Raw genomic sequence first — 18,797 nt, forward strand, 5'->3', positions numbered from 1 at the left:
TATTAAGGCAGACATATTTAGCGATAGCGACAATGGCTATCGTACTTCTGGTGACATTTTCAATTATGAAGTATGTTGATAAGGTATTCATGGAAACATGGCTAGCATTGATATTTATAGTGTGTGTTCCATTTCAGGTGGCGGCTAGCAGTATCCTCGATAGCTATGCCAAAGATAAACCACGTGCGTTCAATATACCACTTAAAAGGTTAGCAGCAATAGCTATTTACTCGTTAATGGCCATCGCTGCTGGTGTTATCAGCTACCTGACAGTCGGCGGTGCTGACTCGATGCCAAAGCCACCTTTAATCAATTACGCGATTGTTACTGTCGTCGTAACATTCTGGTACGTTATCGTGTGGGGATGTTGGCCAATATCAAAACTGAGCAGCCATCCTGCAGTAATATCGCTATCGACAATTATCGTGGCTTTTTTCGTCGGCTATCTTGTGTACTCCTTGCTCTTTAGTTTTGAGTTTATGGCTTCAAGTCCGTTTTATGTCGAGTCATTAGACCCGAAAGGCGCGCTAAATTCATGGAATGCATTGGCCTTTCTAGTGACATCTGTCGCCGTGATTTTTACATTGGTCATGCTTGATTTCTGGCCGCTATCTAAATTTTCAATTGCTGCCAGGCCTATGGCCAGTGGGATCATTAAATCAGCAATTATCCTAATTTCGACAGGTGTTATTTATCACTCCTTTATTAATCTCTTAGGAGTTGACCCCGTCATCTATCTTGTCAATGGCCCTATCTCCTATATTTTTGGTGTGTTCATTCCACTAAATCTTTTTTGCGGGAAGTTATTTAGCAATGTCCTGCAGCCGCTAAAAGGTTTCTTTCTGATTGTGGTAAGTGCGGGCTCGGGATTTTTACTGAATCTGCTGTACTTTTCTCTTTCTGGCGAGCTAATCCCTGCTCATTTAGAAGGAGAGCTATATCAAAGGGAGCTATGGGTGGCCAATGCAATGCTTGCATTTAGTTTTCCACTACTTGTCATTTTAACTGATCATCTAAAGTTTTGGCCTATAAATTTTAAGCAAGGCGACCGCGAAATTAAGTAGCACCGCCAAACATTTGATAAAACCAACGAGTAAAAGCCTGAGTGTTCGCACACCCTCGGGCTTCTTTATGGTAAAGCATCCATAATTCCGTAGAGTATTGCCTATCGAGCCTTTCAAGTTCGAGTAGACCTTTTTCATGTTCGCCTATAAATGATGGAAGTAAAGCTTTGCCTAAGCCGTTTTTAGTGGCGGCTACCATACTCACTATAGACGAAGCTTTGAGAGAAATTTTTGCACTAGGGAAACGTTCGACCATCCAGCGCGCGGGCAATTGAGAGGTATTTGAATAGCCAATCCAGTGGTCGCTACCTTGAGCGCAATCATGCGCAACATAGGTACACCAATCGACATTAAACACCTTTCTGCCAATTAAATGTTCGGGCGGTTCCGGCGTTGACCTGATTGCAATATCGTATTCATAGTTTGAAATATTCTTAAAGTCGTCTGATGTCGTAAGTGATAACTCTATATCGGGAAATTTCTCATAGAATTTATGGATATAGGGGCAAATTAAATAGTTCATGACCGCCTCAGTAGTGGTTATCTTTAGAACACCGCTTGGGCTATCCCGATCACTACCTACACTTCTTTCCCACTGATAAATCATCGATTCAATTTTTTCTGCGGTCTCAATAAGAGACTTTCCATGAGGAGTGGCTGCATACCCCGTTGATGATTTATTAAAAAGCCTGACGCCGGATTCTTCTTCAAGTTTCTTCAAACTTCGTATGACGGTTGCGTGCGTTACATTTAACACTTCAGAGGCTTTAGATGCTGAGCCTTTTCTGTATGTGAATAGCGCGTATCGAAGTAAGTTCCAGTTTATGTTGTGCATAATCTAACATCCTAGTGTGAAAAATTACATATAGTTAAAGCGGTGTAGGGTTAATAAAATTGTAGTTATTGAATCGTTACAATAATTACTCAATAAAATCTTTAATTAATTTTTAAGGGAATTATGATGGTTAAAAAAATTTATATTGTCGGCGACAGATTCAATAAGTTTGCTGACAATGAAAATGTGGTTTCTGTCAGCAAGGTTGAGTCAGATCTATTCAAAGGTTCGCTGAACATCAATGGCGTCGTCTATGAGCTTGGGCAAGGTGTGTCTGCTGAGCGAGTGAGACATATTCTGGTTGAGGTAAAAAAGTACCCAGGTTTGGATAAATATTTTCAATTTAGCGAGATTGAAAAATCATACAAGAATCTAGTTCACAAGTTTAATGTGGCGAACTCGATGATAACAAAGCCTGAAAAGTTATCAGCAAATCGATACCGTACAGACGTTTACATTGACGATCAATGTGATGATATTAAAGATCATATAACAGGTCAACATATTCCTGGGATGGCTCTTTCTGAAGCCTGCCGACAAATGTTCTTGGCGGTTACTGAGCTCTATTACCTAAGATCCCAATTATTTAGCCACTACTTTGTTATTAATACATCTGCGATTGAGTACTACAAGTTTGTATTCCCATTAGATATTTCTATTAATTATATGATAGACGAGTTTGAAAGAAAATCTCATGGGTCGCTTAAGTTTTCAGTGACGATGGAAGTGATACAAGCTGGCAAGGTATGCGCTTTGGTGAAATATGGATTTTCTACCTATGAATCAAAATTCCTTCATGAAAAAGAGTCTGAAGCAGCTATCAAAGCGTTAAGGCAAGATGAGGAAGTATTGCATGCTTAGTATCGTTGAGGCGCCGGTTAGTGGCCGCGTAGCAGCATTTTTTGATGTGGACGACACCCTAATCAATATAAAAACGATGTTTAGCTTTTTGGACTACCTAAAAAGCGACAAAGAATTCGTCAATAATTGCGATTTTGTTCACTATGAGTTGGAGCTGAACAAGCTCATTGCAATAAGGAGCTCCCGAGAAGAAATAAATAAGTTCTATTATAAGGCATTTAAAGGGTTAGATGTCAGTGACCTAAGAAGAAAGGTCGATCATTGGTATGATGAAATAATATCGAAAATAAATATCTTTAATGACTCGGTCGTAAAATATTTAAAATGGCATCAATCGCTTGGTCATGAGGTTGTGTTGGTGTCTGGATCTTGTGAAGCCTTGCTAGCCCCAATTGTTAAACAGCTGAAGGTGACCAAGATGCTAGTTGCCATGCTTGAGGTCAAAAATCATAAATATACGGGTGAACTAATAGGCCCACCTAGTATTGGCATGGGTAAAGCGGCGCGCGTAAAAAAATTCGCCGTCGATCATAAAATATCATTGCAATCGAGCTATGCCTATGGCGATGATGTTTCTGATGCGCCAATGCTGATGTCAGTGGGAAATGCTCGGCTTGTTAACCCCACTCCTCAAATGATCGAGGTATTGAGTAAAAGCGATACCTTCAATAGAAATCAAATTATAAAAACCTAAAGGTGTAAATGTGAATCGATATCAGATTGGACTGTGCGCGCTCCTCTGCAATTTTTCCATAAATTCTGCCGCGGCGGAAAATTGGCGCGATACAAGTCTTTCGTTGCTCTATGGTGAAAACTATGCAGTAGGTCATCCGTATAGAAACGTACAAACCATAGAAGCTGGTGCTGGATACGATGTTGGTGACTATTTCTTTTTTGTAGACAGGATTGATCGTGCCGGTAACGAAGTAACTTACTATGCTGAGCTAACGCCGAGATTAAGCATTAGCCATTTTATGAATCAGGATTCTCATGGAGGGCTAGTAAAAGAAATTTTTATCGCATCAAGATTTGAGTATGCAGACGCAACGGATGAAAAGAATGTCCTGCTGGGGTTTGGCTTGGATCTATCAGTCCCTGGCTTTAACTACCTAAAATTTAATGCCTTTTATAGAAATAACGATCATTATGAGGACAGTGAGCTTTTAATGATGGTTTGGGCTGTGCCGTTTTCCATACTCGGTCAAGACTTTCTGTATGACGGATTCTTTGACTGGTATAGCGCGGCAGAAGGGTTTGCAAGTTCATTCAATATCACGTCACAACTTAAATACCAGATTAAATTGCCTATCAAAAATCGTGTGTACGTTGGAATAGAATACTCCCACTGGAACAACAAATTCGGGATAAAAAGTACGCCAGAATTTAATTCAAATGAGCGAAATGTTAGTGCTTTATTGAAGTTTCATTTTTAAGAGGCTGAGGTCATTATGAAGACAATTACGTTATTTGTATCACTCTGTATATTTTCATCAAGCACGCTTGCCTACAATGATCTATCGGATACTGGTCTATTTGATCATTTTAGTGATCATAACAATCATAACAATCATAACCATCAAAAGCCTACATTCTTTAGAGGTTGGCCGCATCGAGATCGACAGCACGAAAATGTTAGTGCCAAAAGTCATTGGGCGCGCTTTAGGCCTCTATTTGCGAGATATTCTCCTCAATACCCATTGTGGTCAGATGGCACTATAAAGCGTAGATGGATATACCTACCGGGTGGATCAAAAATCGATACTACGGACTCTGATGCTTGGATATTTCCAGTGGGTACTAAACTCTGGAAGGAGTTTTCAGTACGAGAAGGGAGAAAATTAAGAAAGTTGGAAACGAGGCTTCTGGAAAAAGTTGAAGAAGACCAATGGAATATGGAAACCTATATCTGGAATGAGAGGCAAACGCGAGCGACATTAGCACCAGATGAAGGCATTAAAAACGCCTATCCGCTTGGTAACGGTAAATTTTACGATATTCCAAGCAAGCATGATTGCGAGTTCTGCCATAGCAAAGCCGCGCTAGATAATGGCCCTAAAGTGACACCCGTACTCGGTTTCTCAGCGTTACAGTTATCTGATGATCGCGATGAAAATGCTATTCATGGGGAGCCTTTAAACGGTCGAATGTTGACGCTATCAGTACTTCAGAATCTTGGGAAGACCTCAACAATTCTAGATGAGATGCCTGCCATTCCTGAATCGGATCTGGCACCATTACAGCGACAAGTTTTCGGATACCTACACGGAAATTGTGCACACTGCCACAATGAAAGTGGATTGGCTGAATTCACGAACACCACTAACTTTTTTCACAGTGTGAAAGCGAAATTCGTACAGCAAAGCGGTACTTATCAAACAGCGCTTGGAAAACCTATTACCAATTACCTAAGGCCAAATGGTTCACCGGAGTACATCATTAAGCCGGGCAATGCAGCAGAGAGTGCATTGATTTACAGAATGACTGAAGAGTATGAAGAATATACGTTTGATGTGCCGCCCTGGCACCATAGCGCGGGCTTTTCGCTAACTGTAGGTGTAAAAATGCCATTTGTAGGGACCAATGTTATCGATTGGGAAGCCGTAGATATCATCACTGATTACATTAATCATCTCCCTAATTAAACCTAATAACTTATTAAAAATTTGGAAGTCAATATGAAGAAGATACTATTTTTAGAGTCGTCTCCTAGAAAAGAGCGTTCTATTACCACTGAAATCTGTCATCAACTAATAGAGAAATTAAATTGCGCACATGATTATGAGGTCGATGTGCTCGACCTATGGCGCGAAGAGCTGCCTCATATGAGCGGCACTAATTTGGCTGCGAAATATACAATATTTGAAGGTTCAGCGCTAACTGCTGAACAGCAGCGTCATTGGGATATTATTAATGATCATGTTCAGCGATTTGCAGGCGCTGATCTTGTGGTGATTGCTGCCCCAACATGGAATTGGGGAATTCCTTATGTTTTAAAACACTATGTTGATGTCGTCACTCAACCTGGCTTGTCATTCACCTGGGCACCTGATACCGGATATACTTCGATGCTACCCACCAAAAGGGCATTTATCGTCAGTAGTAGTGGTGGCGACTATACGAAGGGGTCGGGAAATGAGCATGAAGATTTTGCTATTAAATACTTGGAATTATGGTTGAACAGTTGCATGGGTTGTGAAGTAGATATCATCAGCATGACAATGACTGCGCTTGGTCAGGAAGCGGTTGATGCGGCTCGGCGTAATGCATTGAGAAAAATCGAATCGATTTTTGAATCGATGGTTTTGCGAGAAGTGTAGATACGAGGGCTTTATGAATAAGCACCGTTTAGTGATTGCAAATCTTAAAATGAATGGCTCGCGAAAGAGCGTAAGAGCCATTTCGCAGTTTATTATTCAAAATAAATCTAGACTTTCGTTGGTAGATCTTATCTTTTGCCCGTCAGATATTTATCTAGAGCGCTGCATTGACGATTTCCAAGGTATTGATACTATACAAGTGGGAGCCCAAGATCTGTGGTCGGACAATTTATTCGGTGGCACCGGCGATACATCTGCTGAGATGTTAGTAGATCTAGGTGTGTCGTATGTCATTATTGGCCATTCCGAACGGCGAAAAGTCCATCAGGAAAATGACCCGCTTATTGCGAAAAAGCTTGAATCTGCAGTGGCGCGTGGGCTGACACCCATTTTGTGTATTGGTGAAACTCAGGAAGAAAGAATTAAGGGCGATACGCTTAAAGTGTTAGCTAGGCAGCTCAAGGGGCTACTGAATTTCACTGAGAGTGTTGCCTCTAAACTCATCATTGCTTATGAGCCCGTTTGGGCCGTGGGCTCGTCAAAATGCGCGCCACTCAATGAAGTCAACTCAGTCATACAATTTATTAAAGGGCAATTTCGACAATCAAGGAGAGAAGTCAATGTTGTGTATGGTGGCAGTGTCTCTGAGACGAACCTTATCCAATTGATGTCATTACAGGCTTTAGATGGTGTTATCGTCGGTCGCGCATCCTTGTCAGGGGATCGTTTAATGGAAATCTGTAGGCTCAGTGGCGTTGAAGGCAGCGGTAATAATGCCGGTAAAGTAGGAGGAGCAATGATGAGGATGAGTGTCGTCTAGTATTCTTACAACTAATGTCTGTAGGGGGGAGTATAGTCATAATAATCTAGGAGGAAAAAAGATAGGAAAAAGATAGAGGAAAAAGATAGGACATCCAAAGGAAAAAGATAGGACATCCAAAACCCGATAAACGGTAATGCAAAAACCTCGGTGATTGGCTATACCTAAATGACTAGGTAGTGTTTATGAAAAAAGATAGGACATCCAAAACCCGATAAACGGTAATGCAAAAACCTCGGTGATTGGCTATACCTAAATGACTAGGTAGTGTTTATCACTGAGGTTTTTTATGACTCAAGCGCGCAGAACGTTGATCTCTTTAGACCAAACCAGCTGGTTCCATATTTGCTCACGCTGTATTAAACGCTCATTTCTCATGGGCGAAGATAAATATAGCGGTAAAAACTATGAACATCGTCGCGAATGGATGTCGGATAAACTTGCTGAACTTGGGGATATATTTGCGTTAGACATCGCAGCATACGCAGTATTGTCAAATCACTATCATTTGGTACTGCATATTAAAAGATAGGACATCCAAAACCTGATAAACGGTAATGCAAAAAACTCGGTGATTGGCTATACCTAAATGACTAGGTAGTATTTATCATTGAGGTTTTTTATGACTCAAGCGCGCAGAACATTGATCTCTTTAGATCAGACCAGCTGGTTCCATATTTGCTCACGTTGTATTAAACGCTCATTTCTCATGGGCGAAGATAAATACAGCGGTAAAAACTATGAGCATCGTCGTGAATGGATATCGGATAGACTTGCTGAACTTGGGGATATATTTGCGCTAGACATCGCTGCATACGCAGTATTGTCAAATCACTATCATTTGGTACTGCATATTGATGCGGAAAAAGCAGCAGGGTGGAGTGATAAAACGGTTATTCGGCGTTGGATGATGTTATTCAAAGGCAATGAATTAGCCCTTAAAGTGTTAAAAAATCAGTCTATCAATGAAGCGGGGCAATATCTTGTCGATGACCTTGTCGCTGAGTGGCGTAAACGTTTGAGTAGCATTAGCTGGTTTATGCGTTGTTTAAATGAACATATCGCACGACTCGCAAACGCGGAAGATAAATGCACTGGCCGTTTCTGGGAGGGGCGCTTTAAAAGCCAGGCTTTACTCGACGAGCAGGCGATTATTACCTGCATGACGTATGTCGATTTAAACCCTATGCGCGCCGGCATGGCGGAGCTGCCAGAAACCAGTGATTTTACGGCCATTCAACAGCGCATTCAGTCTTTGAATAAACCCGCTAAAAAAGCTAAAGATAAAAAGCCCATTAGGCTGGCCAATTTCTGTAAACCACCTAAAAATAATCACCTTGCCACTGCCGATTCCGTAGACCAAGGGCAGCGTTCTACAGGTGTTATTCCCTTTTACTGGCGCGATTACCTTGAACTCATCGACTGGACGGGGCGAGCTATTCTGCCCAATAAGAGCGGCGCCATCGCACTTGCATCACCTAAAATACTCAAGCGTTTGGAAATTAATTGCGATGACTGGCTAGAAAATATGCCCCGCATCGAAACCGATTTTCACCACTGTATTGGCCGCTGTGATTCCATAAAACCCTGTGCAGAAAAGCTTGATCAATGCTGGGTTAAAGGATTGGGTGCCGCTCGGCGATTGTTTGGTTGTTAGATACCACTTCATTGAACTGATGATACAGCCCCTATTATGTTGGTGGGTTTGTATTTGATGTCTAATAGGCATCACCCCATGCAAAACCTTCTATTTTTCGAAAAAAATTGTATTATTATTCAATCGTGATATCTATAGTTTGAGGCCTTTCGTCGGTGGGCATTACACTTTAAACAAATTAGTTTTGGATGTCCTGTAAAGATCTGGTGGGCATTACACTTTAAACAAATTAGTTCTGGATGTCCTGTAAAGATCACCAACTGCCCGTATCGAGTGTTGCGCTTGTGGCGGAGGGCGATTAAAAAAATAGTGATTTTTTTTTTTTTTTAATCCAAGGCCCGAACAAAGCAAGTGAAGCGTACACAGAGAAATGTGCAGGCCGTAGGGGTTTCGCAGACCCTGAGAACTGGCATAGCAGACAGCTTCGAAATCAAAAATTGAGGTCGACGAGGGGTTTAACGCCCGCCGAAGTCAACACAGAAGTACCCGTTAATGGTAAGGGTGCGGAGGGCCTCCGGAGTCAAAAGGTTGTGGCATGTACATAGAGATGCATTTGAGAACTTGAGAGATCCATTTATTCCCCTTATGACATTATTATTGAACACTGAAATGCGAGAGACACGAAACGCTGTGGAGACGGGACTGCGCTGGTGCTCAACAATAATTACACCGCATAAGGAAAGCCAAGATCCCCGTAACTGGGGTATTGGCCTATGGTTAAGTGGAAGTCGGATCAAGCATAGTACTCTGGGGTTGGGAAAGCCAACTACATGGGAAAGGTCTTGACGGAAGTACGTAGCTCGCAGAGGACACTCATCCCCAACGCAGAAGATTGGGAATACTATGAGCTACCCGCACTGCGAGGAATAGCCAGAAAAGCAAAACAAGAACCCACGCATCGCTTTCGCGATTTGTCACGGTGTTTAAACGAAACTCACCTGCGTCATGCATTCAGTAAAATGAATAAAAAGGCCGCGAGTGGGGTCGATAATGTCACCTATCAGTATTATCAAAACCATTTTGATGAAAACGTCGATGATCTTATTGTTCGTTTAAAAAGACAAAACTACAAAGCGCGGTTGGTTAAACGGAAACATATCCCCAAATCCCCCGGCAAAACACGCCCCTTGGGATTGCCTGTACTTGAAGATAAGCTGCTTCAAACAACGACGTCGGATATACTTAATGCCATTTATGAGCAAGACTTCCACGAATTCAGCTATGGTTATCGACCAAAGCGTGGATCACGACAATGTGCAGATGACCTGAATGCCAAGCTACAATTTGGTGGTTTTGGTTATGTTGTAGAAGCGGATATTAAAGGCTTCTTCAACCACATTGATCATGATGTTTTACTCGATTTTATGGCACAGCGTATTGATGATAAACGCTTTTTGCGTTTAATCGCCAAGTGGTTAAAAGCGGGTATATTGGAGGAGGACGGTCAGATACATTACCCCGAAGAAGGGACGCCGCAAGGCGGGAGTATCTCACCGATTTTAGCCAATATTTATCTTCATCACGTTATAGATGACTGGTTTGAGCATGTGGTTAAGCCACATTGTGATGGCAATGCAATATTGTGTCGTTATGCAGACGACTTTGTGTGTGCATTTCAATATGCGAGGGATGCTGAGCGATTTTATCGTGTGCTTCCCAAGCGCTTAGAGAAGTACAATTTACAAGTCGCGCCTGAGAAAACGAACCTTATTCGCTTCAGTCGATTTTCACCCACGTTAAAGAACAACTTTACCTTTCTAAGTTACGAGTTTCACTGGCGCTATGACAAGGCCGGTAAGCCTCGTGTATTTAGACGAACCTCACGAAAACGACTACAATCCGTCAAAAATGCGTTGAGTGACTTTATCAAGATGAATCGGCATAAGCGAACGCCGGTGCTTCTAGAGAAGCTCACTCAAAAGCTAAGAGGTCACTACAATTATTTTGGTGTGGTGGGCAATAATGACGATGTGTATGCTGTGTATTTTCATGTGGTGGGTAAGCTGTATAAGTGGTTAAATCGACGTAGTGGTCGCAAGAGTGTAACGTGGGCAAGACTCAAGCGTGTTATGGCATATCGGAACTTTCCAAAGCCGGTGTGTAAAGTGATTCCGAGGGGTAGGGTATGTTGGTAAGTAGGATGACTGTTTTGCACTGCGAGAGCGAGTACGACCGAGGAGCCGGATGCGGGAAAACCGCACGTCCGGATCTGTATGGGGGGCTTTGTGTAAATGAAGTCCCTACCATGACTGAGCACTAAAAATGTCTGAGCACAGTTCAATTTATAATGTAAAGGGTGAGCTGGTTGGGCGTTTCAGGAATGGCGTGGGATGGTCATCGAAAATGGAAAGACTTGGTGAGTACAGCAATGAATTTGTACGTGATAATGAAGGTAATATGATTGCAAAAATTAATGGTAATCATGTGCTAAGTATGAGCAATGAAGAATTGGGATACGTATTGGGTAAAGATATTTTTGTTGGTAACGTTAAGGCTGGTAGTTATATTGGGCTGGCAGAGTCTGCTTCAGCGTCAATAGCTTTGTTATTCAATGCGCTCGGTCCACATGGCTCATAACAAACGCAGTCTGTCGGAACGCCTTTCCGTTCCTTCCTTCGTCACTACAAGGCGTCCGCAGCTGCGGGCGTTAGTTGCCGGTAGATATGAATATTGAGCAAGCAATACAAGAAGCCTTTTTTCCTGATGGTTCCGTCCCAATTGACGATGAATTTATTGAGGAAAATGCTGATATTGCATGGCTAAATGAAAAAATGAGCCTGTTGATTTTGGTGCCTTCTTATATGCTTTGGTGTACACGTAATAGAGACTCTAACGGAAACCTAGTAGTTGATGGTACTGTTAACGCATTAGCAGAATATGGGCGCTCTAAAAAACCAGAAATTGAGCACCTTAGTTTCAAGTTTCTTTGTAATTCCACGCAAAGAGAAGTCGTTCTTAAATTTTTGCAGTGGTGCTTAACTGAAGAGCTACTAGTAAATGAGGAGCAAGTTCAGCGTGCTTGTAAACATTGGGGCTAATAAAAATAAAACTAACCAAGCCAGTCAACCTGACCTCCGTAAACTACCCCCTAAATCCATTTAGTCGTCCGAGTGGTGCTTGATCTCCACGGACGGAGTAAATGCAGGCAGTCGCCAGGAGCAACTTCTGTCCGTGCTCTCACATAAAAAATTACTATTTTTAGAGGTATGCCCTTAAGTCATATTTTCACGATAGGTGTGACGGCTTATACCATGAATTCACAGGAGCAGGCGCTTAAGCTTCGTAAGTTACTTTTCTATGTGTCTAAACCCCCTTAAATAGTAAACCTAACGCTTTATCCACTGCTTAGGCGTAACCCCAAATCGCTTTTTAAAAACTCGCGCAAGCGTAGACGCGTTTTCATAACCAACATGATTAGCAATCAGGCCGACTGGTTTTTGTTTCTTTAATAGTCGCTTGGCCGCATCGAGCCGCAAATCCGTTAAATACTCCATTGGGGCTTTACCAGTGGTCTCTTTAAACAGTTGTGCAAACTTTGAGCGAGACATGGCGACTTCTTGCGCCATGCTATCAACCGTCCAAGCATCCTCTGGTGAAAATTTCAGTTTATCCATAAGAGGATTCAATTTGGGATGAGAGGCGCCGGCAAGAAGGCTGAAGTGTATAACGCCCGTGTCAGTAACGTGGCGAATCAGCTGCACCATAAAAATGTCACACAAACGATTAATCAGCGTTCTGTATCCCGTTGCCTCCACGAAGGCCTCTTTAAATAACCAGGCTGTCGTAGTCACTATTTCAGGGTTTTCTTTGGTCTGCATACAAATAAATCGCGGCAATTTTGACAATAAAAAATTTTGCTGGGTGATTGGGAAGTGAATACTTGCACAGACCAATTCGGCCTCTTGGTTTTGAGCGACGAAAACATCGTGTTTAACCCCACTTGGGAAAAACAGCAATGAGGATGACGGCAGGCTGAGTTTGTGCCCCTCTTCAGTCTTAACCTGTATGGCGCCAGACTTCACAAAGTGCAACATGCCCGATTGAGGGTTTTCGTCAAACCCTTGCAGACCGCACAGCTTGCCGTTGTAAAAAACCTCTGCTTTGACTTCTAAACTTTCCAGTAATTGGCTAAGCGAATCCATAATAATTCCATTGTGTACGTTGGGTGCCTTTTTAAAGACGATCTGACCTTTGTCCTAATCCCGAATCCTTAAACTATGTCGCAAGGTTGTTAACACAGCTGACAAGGCGAGCCGAGATAATCGGAATTCGCTAAAGACATCTCTATTTTAAATTCAACCACGTTAATTATTAAGTCCATTATTAAGGAGACACTATGAACATTACAAACACAATCAAGTTATTTACCGGTGCAAGCTTACTCGCATTAAGTAGTCTGACTTTTGCTTCCTCGGTCAATATTGGAACAAACGACGTTGCTATACATGGCTATGATCCCGTCGCCTACTTTGCGAAGGATAAGGCAGTTGAAGGGTCAGCTAAGTACACCGCAATTTATGAAGATGCCATTTATCGATTTTCCAGTAAGAAAAATCGTGATGCCTTTAAAGCCGACCCAGCGCGTTATGCACCTCAGTTCGGTGGTTATTGTGCAATGGGTGTTGCGTTGGACAAGAAGTTGGATGTTGATCCAGATGCTTTTTATATCCACGACGGAAAACTCTATTTAAACCTGAATAAAGACGTTCAGAAAAAATGGTTGACTGATGTTCCCGGGCATTTAAAAACGGCTAAAAGAACGTGGTCTGGTATTGAAGACCTCAGTGTAGAGGATGCCAATCAGGAGGACTGATGAACGAGTTGACTAAAACTGTTGTTGCACCGCTGAAAACACTACTGGAAAGCGATAAAACCCAACTGTTGAGTTTCAGTGCGCAGTGGTGTGGTCCCTGCAAAACGACAAAGCCCGTGATTGACACTATTGCCAATCACTACCAAAAAAAAGTGGAAACCGTGCGGATTGATGTTGATCGGCACCCAGATTGGGTCCGGCACTTTCAAGTACGCAGCGTTCCTACGCAAATATTGGTGGATAAAGGCGAAGTGGTTGTGCGTCGATCGGGAGCCGTAACACTGGCTGATTTAAATACGTGGCTGGCATCCAATTTGGCAGCCATCTAATTGAAGGTAGTACCTAATACAATTCTAAAGGAGCTAACAATGAAATCAAAAAAAACGGCTGCAACTGCAGCACTCGCGATGGCGCTTTGCACAATTGCGAGCCTCTCTTTACCCGCGCATGCCGCGGGTAAAGAGAAGTGCTACGGAATTGCACTGGCAGGCCAGAATGATTGCGGTAATTTGGCGGGCACACATTCATGTGCGGGTCAGGCCAAAGTTGATCACGATCCTGGTGAGTGGAAGCTTGTCGCCAAGGGTACTTGCGAAGACCTCGGTGGCTTATTAAAAGCCGAAGCCAAAAAGCGCTATAAAGCGCAACAGGGTTAATGAGGCTTGGATAAGGGGGAGCAGGGTCTCCCCTTTTTTTTGAACCTGTAAAGGAGAGCTCAAAATATGCAATTTCATAAAGCAGCCAGAAATGCGGCTAGTAGCCCTGCTTTTGTGGGCGTTGGTTTACGGCATCCTCACTTTAGCGATGCATTAAATGGAGTGGCAGCCGACGCTGGCCAATTGGATTTTATTGAAATACATACCGAAAATTTTTTTGCGCAGGGCGGCCCTCTAATACCTCTGATAGACGAATTAGCGGCAAAGTACGCTATTAGCCTGCATGGCACCTCGCTCGGTTTGGGCTCCGCTTGCGGCATTCCCAAAGCGTATTTGTCTGCACTGGCGTCTCTAAATGATCGGGTTCGTCCCATCATGCTTTCAGATCACGCAAGTTTCAGTTGGGGCGAGATTGAGCGTCAAAGTGTCCATGCTGGAGACTTGCTGCCGTTAGAGTTTGGTCCAGAAGGACTTGAGGTGATCGCGAATAATGTCGATGAAGTGCAACAGCACTTAGGGCGGCAGTTGCTGGTTGAAAATATTTCGCGTTATTTACCTCTCGTCAATGCGCAAATGTCTGAACAAGAGTTTCTTTCGATATTAGTTGACAAAACCCAGTGTGGACTACTCATTGATCTTAATAACGTTCTGATTAATGCGCATAACTTTGAAGAAGGCAATGCGCTGAGCAACGCCCAATCATGGTTAGAGAAAATTCCTAAACAAGCGGTAAAGGAACTGCACTTGGCGGGTTATACCCCTGCGCAGAAGGAATATTTTATTGTGGATGACCATAGCCGTGCTATATCGGATGAATGTTGGCAACTTTTTGATTACGCGCTCGAGCGTTTTGGCGCTGTTCCCACCTTGATCGAATGGGATAACGATTTGCCTGAGTGGCAAGTTTTACTCGCTGAAGCAAAGAAAGCGACTTTGAAAATCGAAACAAAATTTTCCAAGGCGGTGCTCAATGGCTAGTACTGTGAATACCGAAGAATTAATTACTGTTAAAGAGCGCGATGCTGTTCAGCAACTGGCTTTACGGCAAAACGCCTTGATCCATCAAATATTGACTGGAGCACCCTCCCATAACTCAGAGCAGTCAGGCGTCGCTGTATATCGTGCAAACTTAATAGCGAGTGCTGGCCGAGCATTGTCGCAAAGTTACCCAGTGGCCAGTGCCATGCTCAGTGAAAAAACGATGCATAAGCTGGCGGCACGTTTATTACAATTCTACCCAATGACTGCAGGCGATTGGGCAACGTGGGGTGCTGAATTAGCACGATATTTAAGTGAAACGTCGTTAATCGAAGCTCACCCTTATTTGTCTGATATTGCACGGGTGGAGTGGGAGATTCACAGTCGTTCACGTTTACGTGCTCAAAGCTTTGATGCGCTCTCTCTGAAGTGTCTTAATGAGGATTTAACAAAAGTACACCTAAGTCTGTCTCCGTCTGTGGCACTGATAAAAAGTGAGTTTCACTGTGGCGCAATTTGGCATTCACACCGGTGGCGTGACGGTGCTATTCATTTCGATAAGGCACTTTTCGAAGAACTGCTTAACAATACGCCATCGACGGGTCACTGGTTAATTCAGAGCCAAGCAGAGCCTTTTGTTCAGAGTATTGGTCGCCATGAGTTTAACTGGATAAAAGCGATAAAGGCAGGGCTTAGTCTCGATGCGCTTTTAAGTCTTCATCCAAAAATTGACTTTGCCGAATGGTTTTCCCGCGCCATAGAAGATCAAATTATTGTTGGTCTTTATTCAACAATTTCTACACGTGATTTAAGCCATCATTAACCCTAAATTATTAACATTATGTTTAAAAACTTGAGGAATAAATATGAACACTATTGCCCACCGAGCCATTAATTTTCATGATAAAGCTGTCGACCTGCTTGCGCGTTCGCATTCGGTTGTTGCGGTTTTAGTTAGACTGTACCTAGCACACGTTTTTTTCAATGCAGGATTAACCAAAATTAATGACTGGGAAACGACGCTCTTTCTATTTGAATACGAATATGCAGTACCACTACTATCCTCCGAAATTTCCGCCTTTTTAGCTACTGCGGCAGAGCTTGTGCTTCCTGTGTTGTTAGTGGCGGGCTTACTGACTCGTGTGGCGGCGTTTGGACTATTCGTTTTAAATATTGTCGCTGTTATTAGTTTGCAAGAAATTGCTGTGGCTGCACTTTACCTACATATATTATGGGGCATCTTGTTGGCGCAAGTTGTGCTGTACGGTGCGGGTTACTTTGCTTTGTCTCGGCTAGTGTTGAAGCGCTTTCGTAGTACTAAAGTGTAAAAGAAAATTTAAATAAATAAAAAAATAGGCGATGGATTTATTCATCGCCTATTTTTTTAATCGTAAGCGTTTATAACCCAAGTTCTGATAGGCTGGGATAATCATCGGGGCGCTTACCCTGAGGCCAGCGGAATTTTCGATCAGTTTCTTCAATGGCTAAGTCATTAATCGACGCGTAGCGTTTTTGCATTAAGCCGTCGGCACCAAACTCCCAGTTCTCATTGCCATAGGATCGAAACCAATTACCTTCGTCGTCGTGCCATTCGTATGCATAACGCACAGCAATGCGATTATCGGTAAATGCCCAAAGCTCTTTTATGAGTCGGTATTCATGCTCTTTTGCCCATTTTTCTTCGAGAAAAGCTTGGGCCTCCTCGCGGTTATTTACAAAGGTTGAGCGGTTGCGCCATTGGGTATCGGCAGAATAGGCTTGTGCGACAGCCTCGGCATTGCGGCTATTCCAGCCATTTTCGGCCATGCGGATTTTTTGCTTTGCGGAATCTTCGTCGAATGGGGGGAGTGGGGGGCGTGCCATGGTGATTCTCCTGCTCAGTAATATTTAAGGATTAAATGAGTTTGTGAAAAAAGGTGGAGCTATATTAAAAAATTAAGTAATTCGATAACCTTGTTGGGTATGTCGGTGTTGTAAGCAAGTTATGGGATAGCAATGTTTGACGGCCAATCGCCGGTTGTTTTTGTCGTGGGTGAGGTCTGAACGAGCTTAGCCGAAAAGCCCAATGCCCTAGGCATTTTTAAACCTTTCTCTAGGCAAAAACGCCAACCCCGGTCAGCACCTTTAAAGTCCCTAATCGTACTATCGTCTTCCGTTAATAGCTCGACTCGGCCGGTTAACATCAATAGATCACCGGTGACAAAGTTTGGAAACACAAGCCCAGCTTTGGGGTTGAGCAAAAAATTCCCGAGTGTGTTGAAATGGAAATTACCGGCAAAATCGGGAATGGTCAGGGTATTACCCTCGATCTTTACAAAACCGGGTTTGCCTCCCCGGTGGGATACATCGACCCCTTGATTCGCTTGCGGCATTTTCGCATCTACCGTTGTTGAGCTTGCCACAAAAAATGTGTCTGCTGTTTGAATAAACGCCTGGGCGGCGAAGTCCAGCGTGGTTATCTCAGTGGGTCTGTTGGGGGCCTGGCTCGCTATAGTCGAGTTATCAAACTGCAATTCTCGCGTGTGTATGTATTTGGGGCAATTACCAAAAGCTTGGTCGACTTCGAGCGTCGCAGAGCCATCACTATGCGTTGCGATCCTGCCGTTGAGCCGATTTCGACGCCGCGTATTGAGCTCTATGCCTAACAGGGCTATTGGGCTATTGGGTTGAGTGAGTGTTCTAGTCAAGGGGTCTTTTCGATCGACGAGGCGCTGAATTGCTTGGCTAGATAGATGCAGTTGTGTACTGGTTGGCGAGTGCGCAAATCCTGGTTGTCCACTGACCACCGAGGCCCACGGCCAGCCCAATTCATCAATACCGCCGGCCACCAAAAAAGGCAGTTGCCCGTAAAAGGTGCGGTGTTGTTCCGGCATGTAAGGGCGAATAACGCGCTTGCCAATCGCTGCCATTTTTTCGCGCATGCCAAGGCGCTCCTGCAGGCGTTGTTCTCCTGCGTGAAAGGGGGCGTCTATTCGATGCTCAGTGTTTTCCAAAGTGTGCTCCCAAAAGATTCACTTCTAAGTAATGAAACGGAACTGACAGGCTTAACCCCTCAGGTTGAGGCGCTTAACCCTGCCAGAGCATCTACGCTCGCTTTGTTTATGCCGCTAGACCTACCGCTGTGCTTTTCATAGGAATAAAGCCTTCAAGGGCCTCGATGCCTGCGAGCCAGCGTTTAATTTCGGGGTATTCGGCCAAGTCAACATTGCCTTCGGGGGCGTGGGCGGTATAGGTATAGAGTGCAAAATCCGCAATGGTCAGGTGATCCCCCACTAGGCTGCCGCGGCTGGCAAGGTGTTGGTTGAGCTTTGCGAACAGATTGTGCGCGCGACTAATTGCCAGCTGCGCATCCAGCGGTGCACCGAATACGGTTATCAAGCGCGCCGTTGCGGGCCCAAAGGCTAGCTCACCGGCCGCAAAGCTTAAAAACTGTTGCACTTGTGCTTCCTGCACGGGGTCCTTAGGTAAATATTGGGGGGCATATTTCTTTGCGAGGTAAAACAAAATGGCATTGGAGTCGGCTAGCGTGATATCACCGTCTTGTATTACGGGTACCTGACCGAAAGGGTTAAGGTTTAAAAATGGTGCTTGGCGTTGTTCACCCGCGGCGAGGTCTACGTCAATGACCTCGTGTGGAATGCCAGCGACGCTGGCAAAAAGGCGCACGCGATGGGCGTGGCCGGATAGGGGAAAGCTGTAGATTTTTAGGGGTTGGCTCATGGTGCTACCTTTTTTATGAGGCTGCGCTATATGCTTACTGAGTGACTTATTCCGAATAAGCAGAGTAAACATGTGG

General features: G+C 43.7%; 23 protein-coding genes. 18 read left to right on the plus strand and 5 right to left on the minus strand.

Features of this window, described 5'->3' with window-relative positions:
* Positions 1–32: 32 nt before the first annotated feature.
* Positions 33–1,064 carry a hypothetical protein gene (locus tag MARGE09_RS03465; RefSeq protein WP_236985965.1) on the plus strand — a complete coding sequence of 344 codons (1,032 nt, stop codon included), beginning with the start codon at positions 33–35 and terminating at the stop codon, positions 1,062–1,064.
* Here the strand turns inward: MARGE09_RS03465 and MARGE09_RS03470 are convergent.
* The gene (locus MARGE09_RS03470) at positions 1,057–1,899 is read right to left on the minus strand and encodes a LysR family transcriptional regulator (protein WP_236985966.1); all 843 of its coding nucleotides are present in this window, start codon (positions 1,897–1,899) and stop codon (positions 1,057–1,059) included. The genes MARGE09_RS03465 and MARGE09_RS03470 overlap by 8 nt on opposite strands.
* A gap of 123 nt (positions 1,900–2,022) precedes the next feature.
* Between MARGE09_RS03470 and MARGE09_RS03475 the strand changes: the two genes are divergently transcribed.
* From MARGE09_RS03475 to MARGE09_RS03525, 11 genes are all read left to right on the plus strand, one after another.
* Positions 2,023–2,760 (plus strand): AfsA-related hotdog domain-containing protein, encoded by a 738-nt coding sequence (locus MARGE09_RS03475; protein WP_236985967.1) that lies wholly within the window; start codon positions 2,023–2,025, stop codon positions 2,758–2,760.
* Positions 2,753–3,454, plus strand: a complete 702-nt coding sequence (locus MARGE09_RS03480; protein ID WP_236985968.1) for an HAD family hydrolase — start codon at positions 2,753–2,755, stop codon at positions 3,452–3,454. The genes MARGE09_RS03475 and MARGE09_RS03480 overlap by 8 nt, the downstream gene beginning before the upstream one ends.
* 10 nt (positions 3,455–3,464) lie before the next feature.
* Positions 3,465–4,193 carry an outer membrane protein OmpK gene (locus MARGE09_RS03485; RefSeq protein WP_236985969.1) on the plus strand — a complete coding sequence of 243 codons (729 nt, stop codon included), beginning with the start codon at positions 3,465–3,467 and terminating at the stop codon, positions 4,191–4,193.
* 15 nt (positions 4,194–4,208) lie between these two features.
* Complete coding sequence (locus MARGE09_RS03490; protein ID WP_236985970.1) at positions 4,209–5,402, plus strand: hypothetical protein; 1,194 nt, start codon at positions 4,209–4,211, stop codon at positions 5,400–5,402.
* 33 nt (positions 5,403–5,435) lie between these two features.
* Positions 5,436–6,077 carry an FMN-dependent NADH-azoreductase gene (locus MARGE09_RS03495; RefSeq protein WP_236985971.1) on the plus strand — a complete coding sequence of 214 codons (642 nt, stop codon included), beginning with the start codon at positions 5,436–5,438 and terminating at the stop codon, positions 6,075–6,077.
* A gap of 13 nt (positions 6,078–6,090) precedes the next feature.
* Positions 6,091–6,897, plus strand: a complete 807-nt coding sequence (gene tpiA, locus MARGE09_RS03500) for a triose-phosphate isomerase (RefSeq protein ID WP_236985972.1) — start codon at positions 6,091–6,093, stop codon at positions 6,895–6,897.
* Positions 6,898–7,186: 289 nt separating this feature from the next.
* A complete protein-coding gene (locus MARGE09_RS03505) occupies positions 7,187–7,429 on the plus strand; it encodes a hypothetical protein (protein ID WP_236985973.1) in 243 nt (80 codons plus the stop codon).
* 90 nt (positions 7,430–7,519) lie between these two features.
* On the plus strand, positions 7,520–8,554 hold the full coding sequence (locus MARGE09_RS03510; protein WP_236985974.1) for a transposase: 1,035 nt from the start codon (positions 7,520–7,522) through the stop codon (positions 8,552–8,554).
* Between the two features lie 770 nt (positions 8,555–9,324).
* Entirely contained in the window at positions 9,325–10,689 is a 1,365-nt protein-coding gene (gene ltrA, locus MARGE09_RS03515; protein WP_236985975.1) for a group II intron reverse transcriptase/maturase, read from the plus strand.
* Positions 10,690–10,816: 127 nt separating this feature from the next.
* Positions 10,817–11,131: a hypothetical protein gene (locus MARGE09_RS03520; protein WP_236985976.1), complete on the plus strand. Its 315-nt coding sequence runs from the start codon at positions 10,817–10,819 to the stop codon at positions 11,129–11,131.
* Positions 11,132–11,217: 86 nt separating this feature from the next.
* A complete protein-coding gene (locus MARGE09_RS03525) occupies positions 11,218–11,592 on the plus strand; it encodes a hypothetical protein (RefSeq protein WP_236985977.1) in 375 nt (124 codons plus the stop codon).
* A gap of 288 nt (positions 11,593–11,880) precedes the next feature.
* Here MARGE09_RS03525 and MARGE09_RS03530 read toward each other — a convergent pair whose 3' ends face one another.
* Positions 11,881–12,696: a helix-turn-helix domain-containing protein gene (locus MARGE09_RS03530; RefSeq protein ID WP_236985978.1), complete on the minus strand. Its 816-nt coding sequence runs from the start codon at positions 12,694–12,696 to the stop codon at positions 11,881–11,883.
* Positions 12,697–12,890: 194 nt separating this feature from the next.
* Between MARGE09_RS03530 and MARGE09_RS03535 the strand changes: the two genes are divergently transcribed.
* The 6 genes from MARGE09_RS03535 to MARGE09_RS03560 all read left to right on the plus strand — a co-directional run bounded on the left by MARGE09_RS03535 (position 12,891) and on the right by MARGE09_RS03560 (position 16,329).
* Entirely contained in the window at positions 12,891–13,367 is a 477-nt protein-coding gene (locus MARGE09_RS03535; protein WP_236985979.1) for a YHS domain-containing (seleno)protein, read from the plus strand.
* On the plus strand, positions 13,367–13,696 hold the full coding sequence (locus MARGE09_RS03540) for a thioredoxin family protein (RefSeq protein ID WP_236985980.1): 330 nt from the start codon (positions 13,367–13,369) through the stop codon (positions 13,694–13,696). Before MARGE09_RS03535 ends, MARGE09_RS03540 begins: the two co-directional genes overlap by 1 nt.
* A 39-nt stretch (positions 13,697–13,735) precedes the next feature.
* The gene (locus MARGE09_RS03545) at positions 13,736–14,023 is read left to right on the plus strand and encodes a BufA1 family periplasmic bufferin-type metallophore (RefSeq protein ID WP_236985981.1); all 288 of its coding nucleotides are present in this window, start codon (positions 13,736–13,738) and stop codon (positions 14,021–14,023) included.
* A gap of 66 nt (positions 14,024–14,089) precedes the next feature.
* Positions 14,090–15,001, plus strand: a complete 912-nt coding sequence (locus tag MARGE09_RS03550) for an MbnB/TglH/ChrH family RiPP precursor modification enzyme (RefSeq protein WP_236985982.1) — start codon at positions 14,090–14,092, stop codon at positions 14,999–15,001.
* On the plus strand, positions 14,994–15,824 hold the full coding sequence (locus MARGE09_RS03555; RefSeq protein WP_236985983.1) for an HvfC/BufC family peptide modification chaperone: 831 nt from the start codon (positions 14,994–14,996) through the stop codon (positions 15,822–15,824). The genes MARGE09_RS03550 and MARGE09_RS03555 overlap by 8 nt, the downstream gene beginning before the upstream one ends.
* Positions 15,825–15,867: 43 nt before the next feature.
* Positions 15,868–16,329, plus strand: coding sequence for a DoxX family protein (locus MARGE09_RS03560; RefSeq protein ID WP_236985984.1), 462 nt, complete (start codon positions 15,868–15,870; stop codon positions 16,327–16,329).
* Between the two features lie 70 nt (positions 16,330–16,399).
* Here MARGE09_RS03560 and MARGE09_RS03565 read toward each other — a convergent pair whose 3' ends face one another.
* From MARGE09_RS03565 to MARGE09_RS03575, 3 genes are all read right to left on the minus strand, one after another.
* Complete coding sequence (locus tag MARGE09_RS03565) at positions 16,400–16,864, minus strand: nuclear transport factor 2 family protein (RefSeq protein WP_236985985.1); 465 nt, start codon at positions 16,862–16,864, stop codon at positions 16,400–16,402.
* 119 nt (positions 16,865–16,983) lie between these two features.
* Positions 16,984–17,994: a pyridoxamine 5'-phosphate oxidase family protein gene (locus MARGE09_RS03570; RefSeq protein ID WP_236985986.1), complete on the minus strand. Its 1,011-nt coding sequence runs from the start codon at positions 17,992–17,994 to the stop codon at positions 16,984–16,986.
* Positions 17,995–18,100: 106 nt separating this feature from the next.
* Positions 18,101–18,721 carry a glutathione S-transferase family protein gene (locus MARGE09_RS03575; RefSeq protein ID WP_236985987.1) on the minus strand — a complete coding sequence of 207 codons (621 nt, stop codon included), beginning with the start codon at positions 18,719–18,721 and terminating at the stop codon, positions 18,101–18,103.
* Positions 18,722–18,797: the final 76 nt, after the last annotated feature.

The organism is Marinagarivorans cellulosilyticus, assembly GCF_021655555.1.
Taxonomy (GTDB): Bacteria; Pseudomonadota; Gammaproteobacteria; order Pseudomonadales; family Cellvibrionaceae; genus Marinagarivorans; species Marinagarivorans cellulosilyticus.

Coding starts and splice junctions, on each gene's coding strand:
- MARGE09_RS03465 (WP_236985965.1), top strand. CDS start 33: ATGGCTATCGTACTTCTGGTGACATTTTCAATTATGAAGTATGTTGAT.
- MARGE09_RS03470 (WP_236985966.1), bottom strand. CDS start 1,899: ATGCACAACATAAACTGGAACTTACTTCGATACGCGCTATTCACATAC.
- MARGE09_RS03475 (WP_236985967.1), top strand. CDS start 2,023: ATGATGGTTAAAAAAATTTATATTGTCGGCGACAGATTCAATAAGTTT.
- MARGE09_RS03480 (WP_236985968.1), top strand. CDS start 2,753: ATGCTTAGTATCGTTGAGGCGCCGGTTAGTGGCCGCGTAGCAGCATTT.
- MARGE09_RS03490 (WP_236985970.1), top strand. CDS start 4,209: ATGAAGACAATTACGTTATTTGTATCACTCTGTATATTTTCATCAAGC.
- MARGE09_RS03495 (WP_236985971.1), top strand. CDS start 5,436: ATGAAGAAGATACTATTTTTAGAGTCGTCTCCTAGAAAAGAGCGTTCT.
- tpiA (WP_236985972.1), top strand. CDS start 6,091: ATGAATAAGCACCGTTTAGTGATTGCAAATCTTAAAATGAATGGCTCG.
- MARGE09_RS03505 (WP_236985973.1), top strand. CDS start 7,187: ATGACTCAAGCGCGCAGAACGTTGATCTCTTTAGACCAAACCAGCTGG.
- MARGE09_RS03510 (WP_236985974.1), top strand. CDS start 7,520: ATGACTCAAGCGCGCAGAACATTGATCTCTTTAGATCAGACCAGCTGG.
- ltrA (WP_236985975.1), top strand. CDS start 9,325: ATGGGAAAGGTCTTGACGGAAGTACGTAGCTCGCAGAGGACACTCATC.
- MARGE09_RS03520 (WP_236985976.1), top strand. CDS start 10,817: ATGTCTGAGCACAGTTCAATTTATAATGTAAAGGGTGAGCTGGTTGGG.
- MARGE09_RS03525 (WP_236985977.1), top strand. CDS start 11,218: ATGAATATTGAGCAAGCAATACAAGAAGCCTTTTTTCCTGATGGTTCC.
- MARGE09_RS03530 (WP_236985978.1), bottom strand. CDS start 12,696: ATGGATTCGCTTAGCCAATTACTGGAAAGTTTAGAAGTCAAAGCAGAG.
- MARGE09_RS03535 (WP_236985979.1), top strand. CDS start 12,891: ATGAACATTACAAACACAATCAAGTTATTTACCGGTGCAAGCTTACTC.
- MARGE09_RS03540 (WP_236985980.1), top strand. CDS start 13,367: ATGAACGAGTTGACTAAAACTGTTGTTGCACCGCTGAAAACACTACTG.
- MARGE09_RS03545 (WP_236985981.1), top strand. CDS start 13,736: ATGAAATCAAAAAAAACGGCTGCAACTGCAGCACTCGCGATGGCGCTT.
- MARGE09_RS03550 (WP_236985982.1), top strand. CDS start 14,090: ATGCAATTTCATAAAGCAGCCAGAAATGCGGCTAGTAGCCCTGCTTTT.
- MARGE09_RS03555 (WP_236985983.1), top strand. CDS start 14,994: ATGGCTAGTACTGTGAATACCGAAGAATTAATTACTGTTAAAGAGCGC.
- MARGE09_RS03560 (WP_236985984.1), top strand. CDS start 15,868: ATGAACACTATTGCCCACCGAGCCATTAATTTTCATGATAAAGCTGTC.
- MARGE09_RS03565 (WP_236985985.1), bottom strand. CDS start 16,864: ATGGCACGCCCCCCACTCCCCCCATTCGACGAAGATTCCGCAAAGCAA.
- MARGE09_RS03575 (WP_236985987.1), bottom strand. CDS start 18,721: ATGAGCCAACCCCTAAAAATCTACAGCTTTCCCCTATCCGGCCACGCC.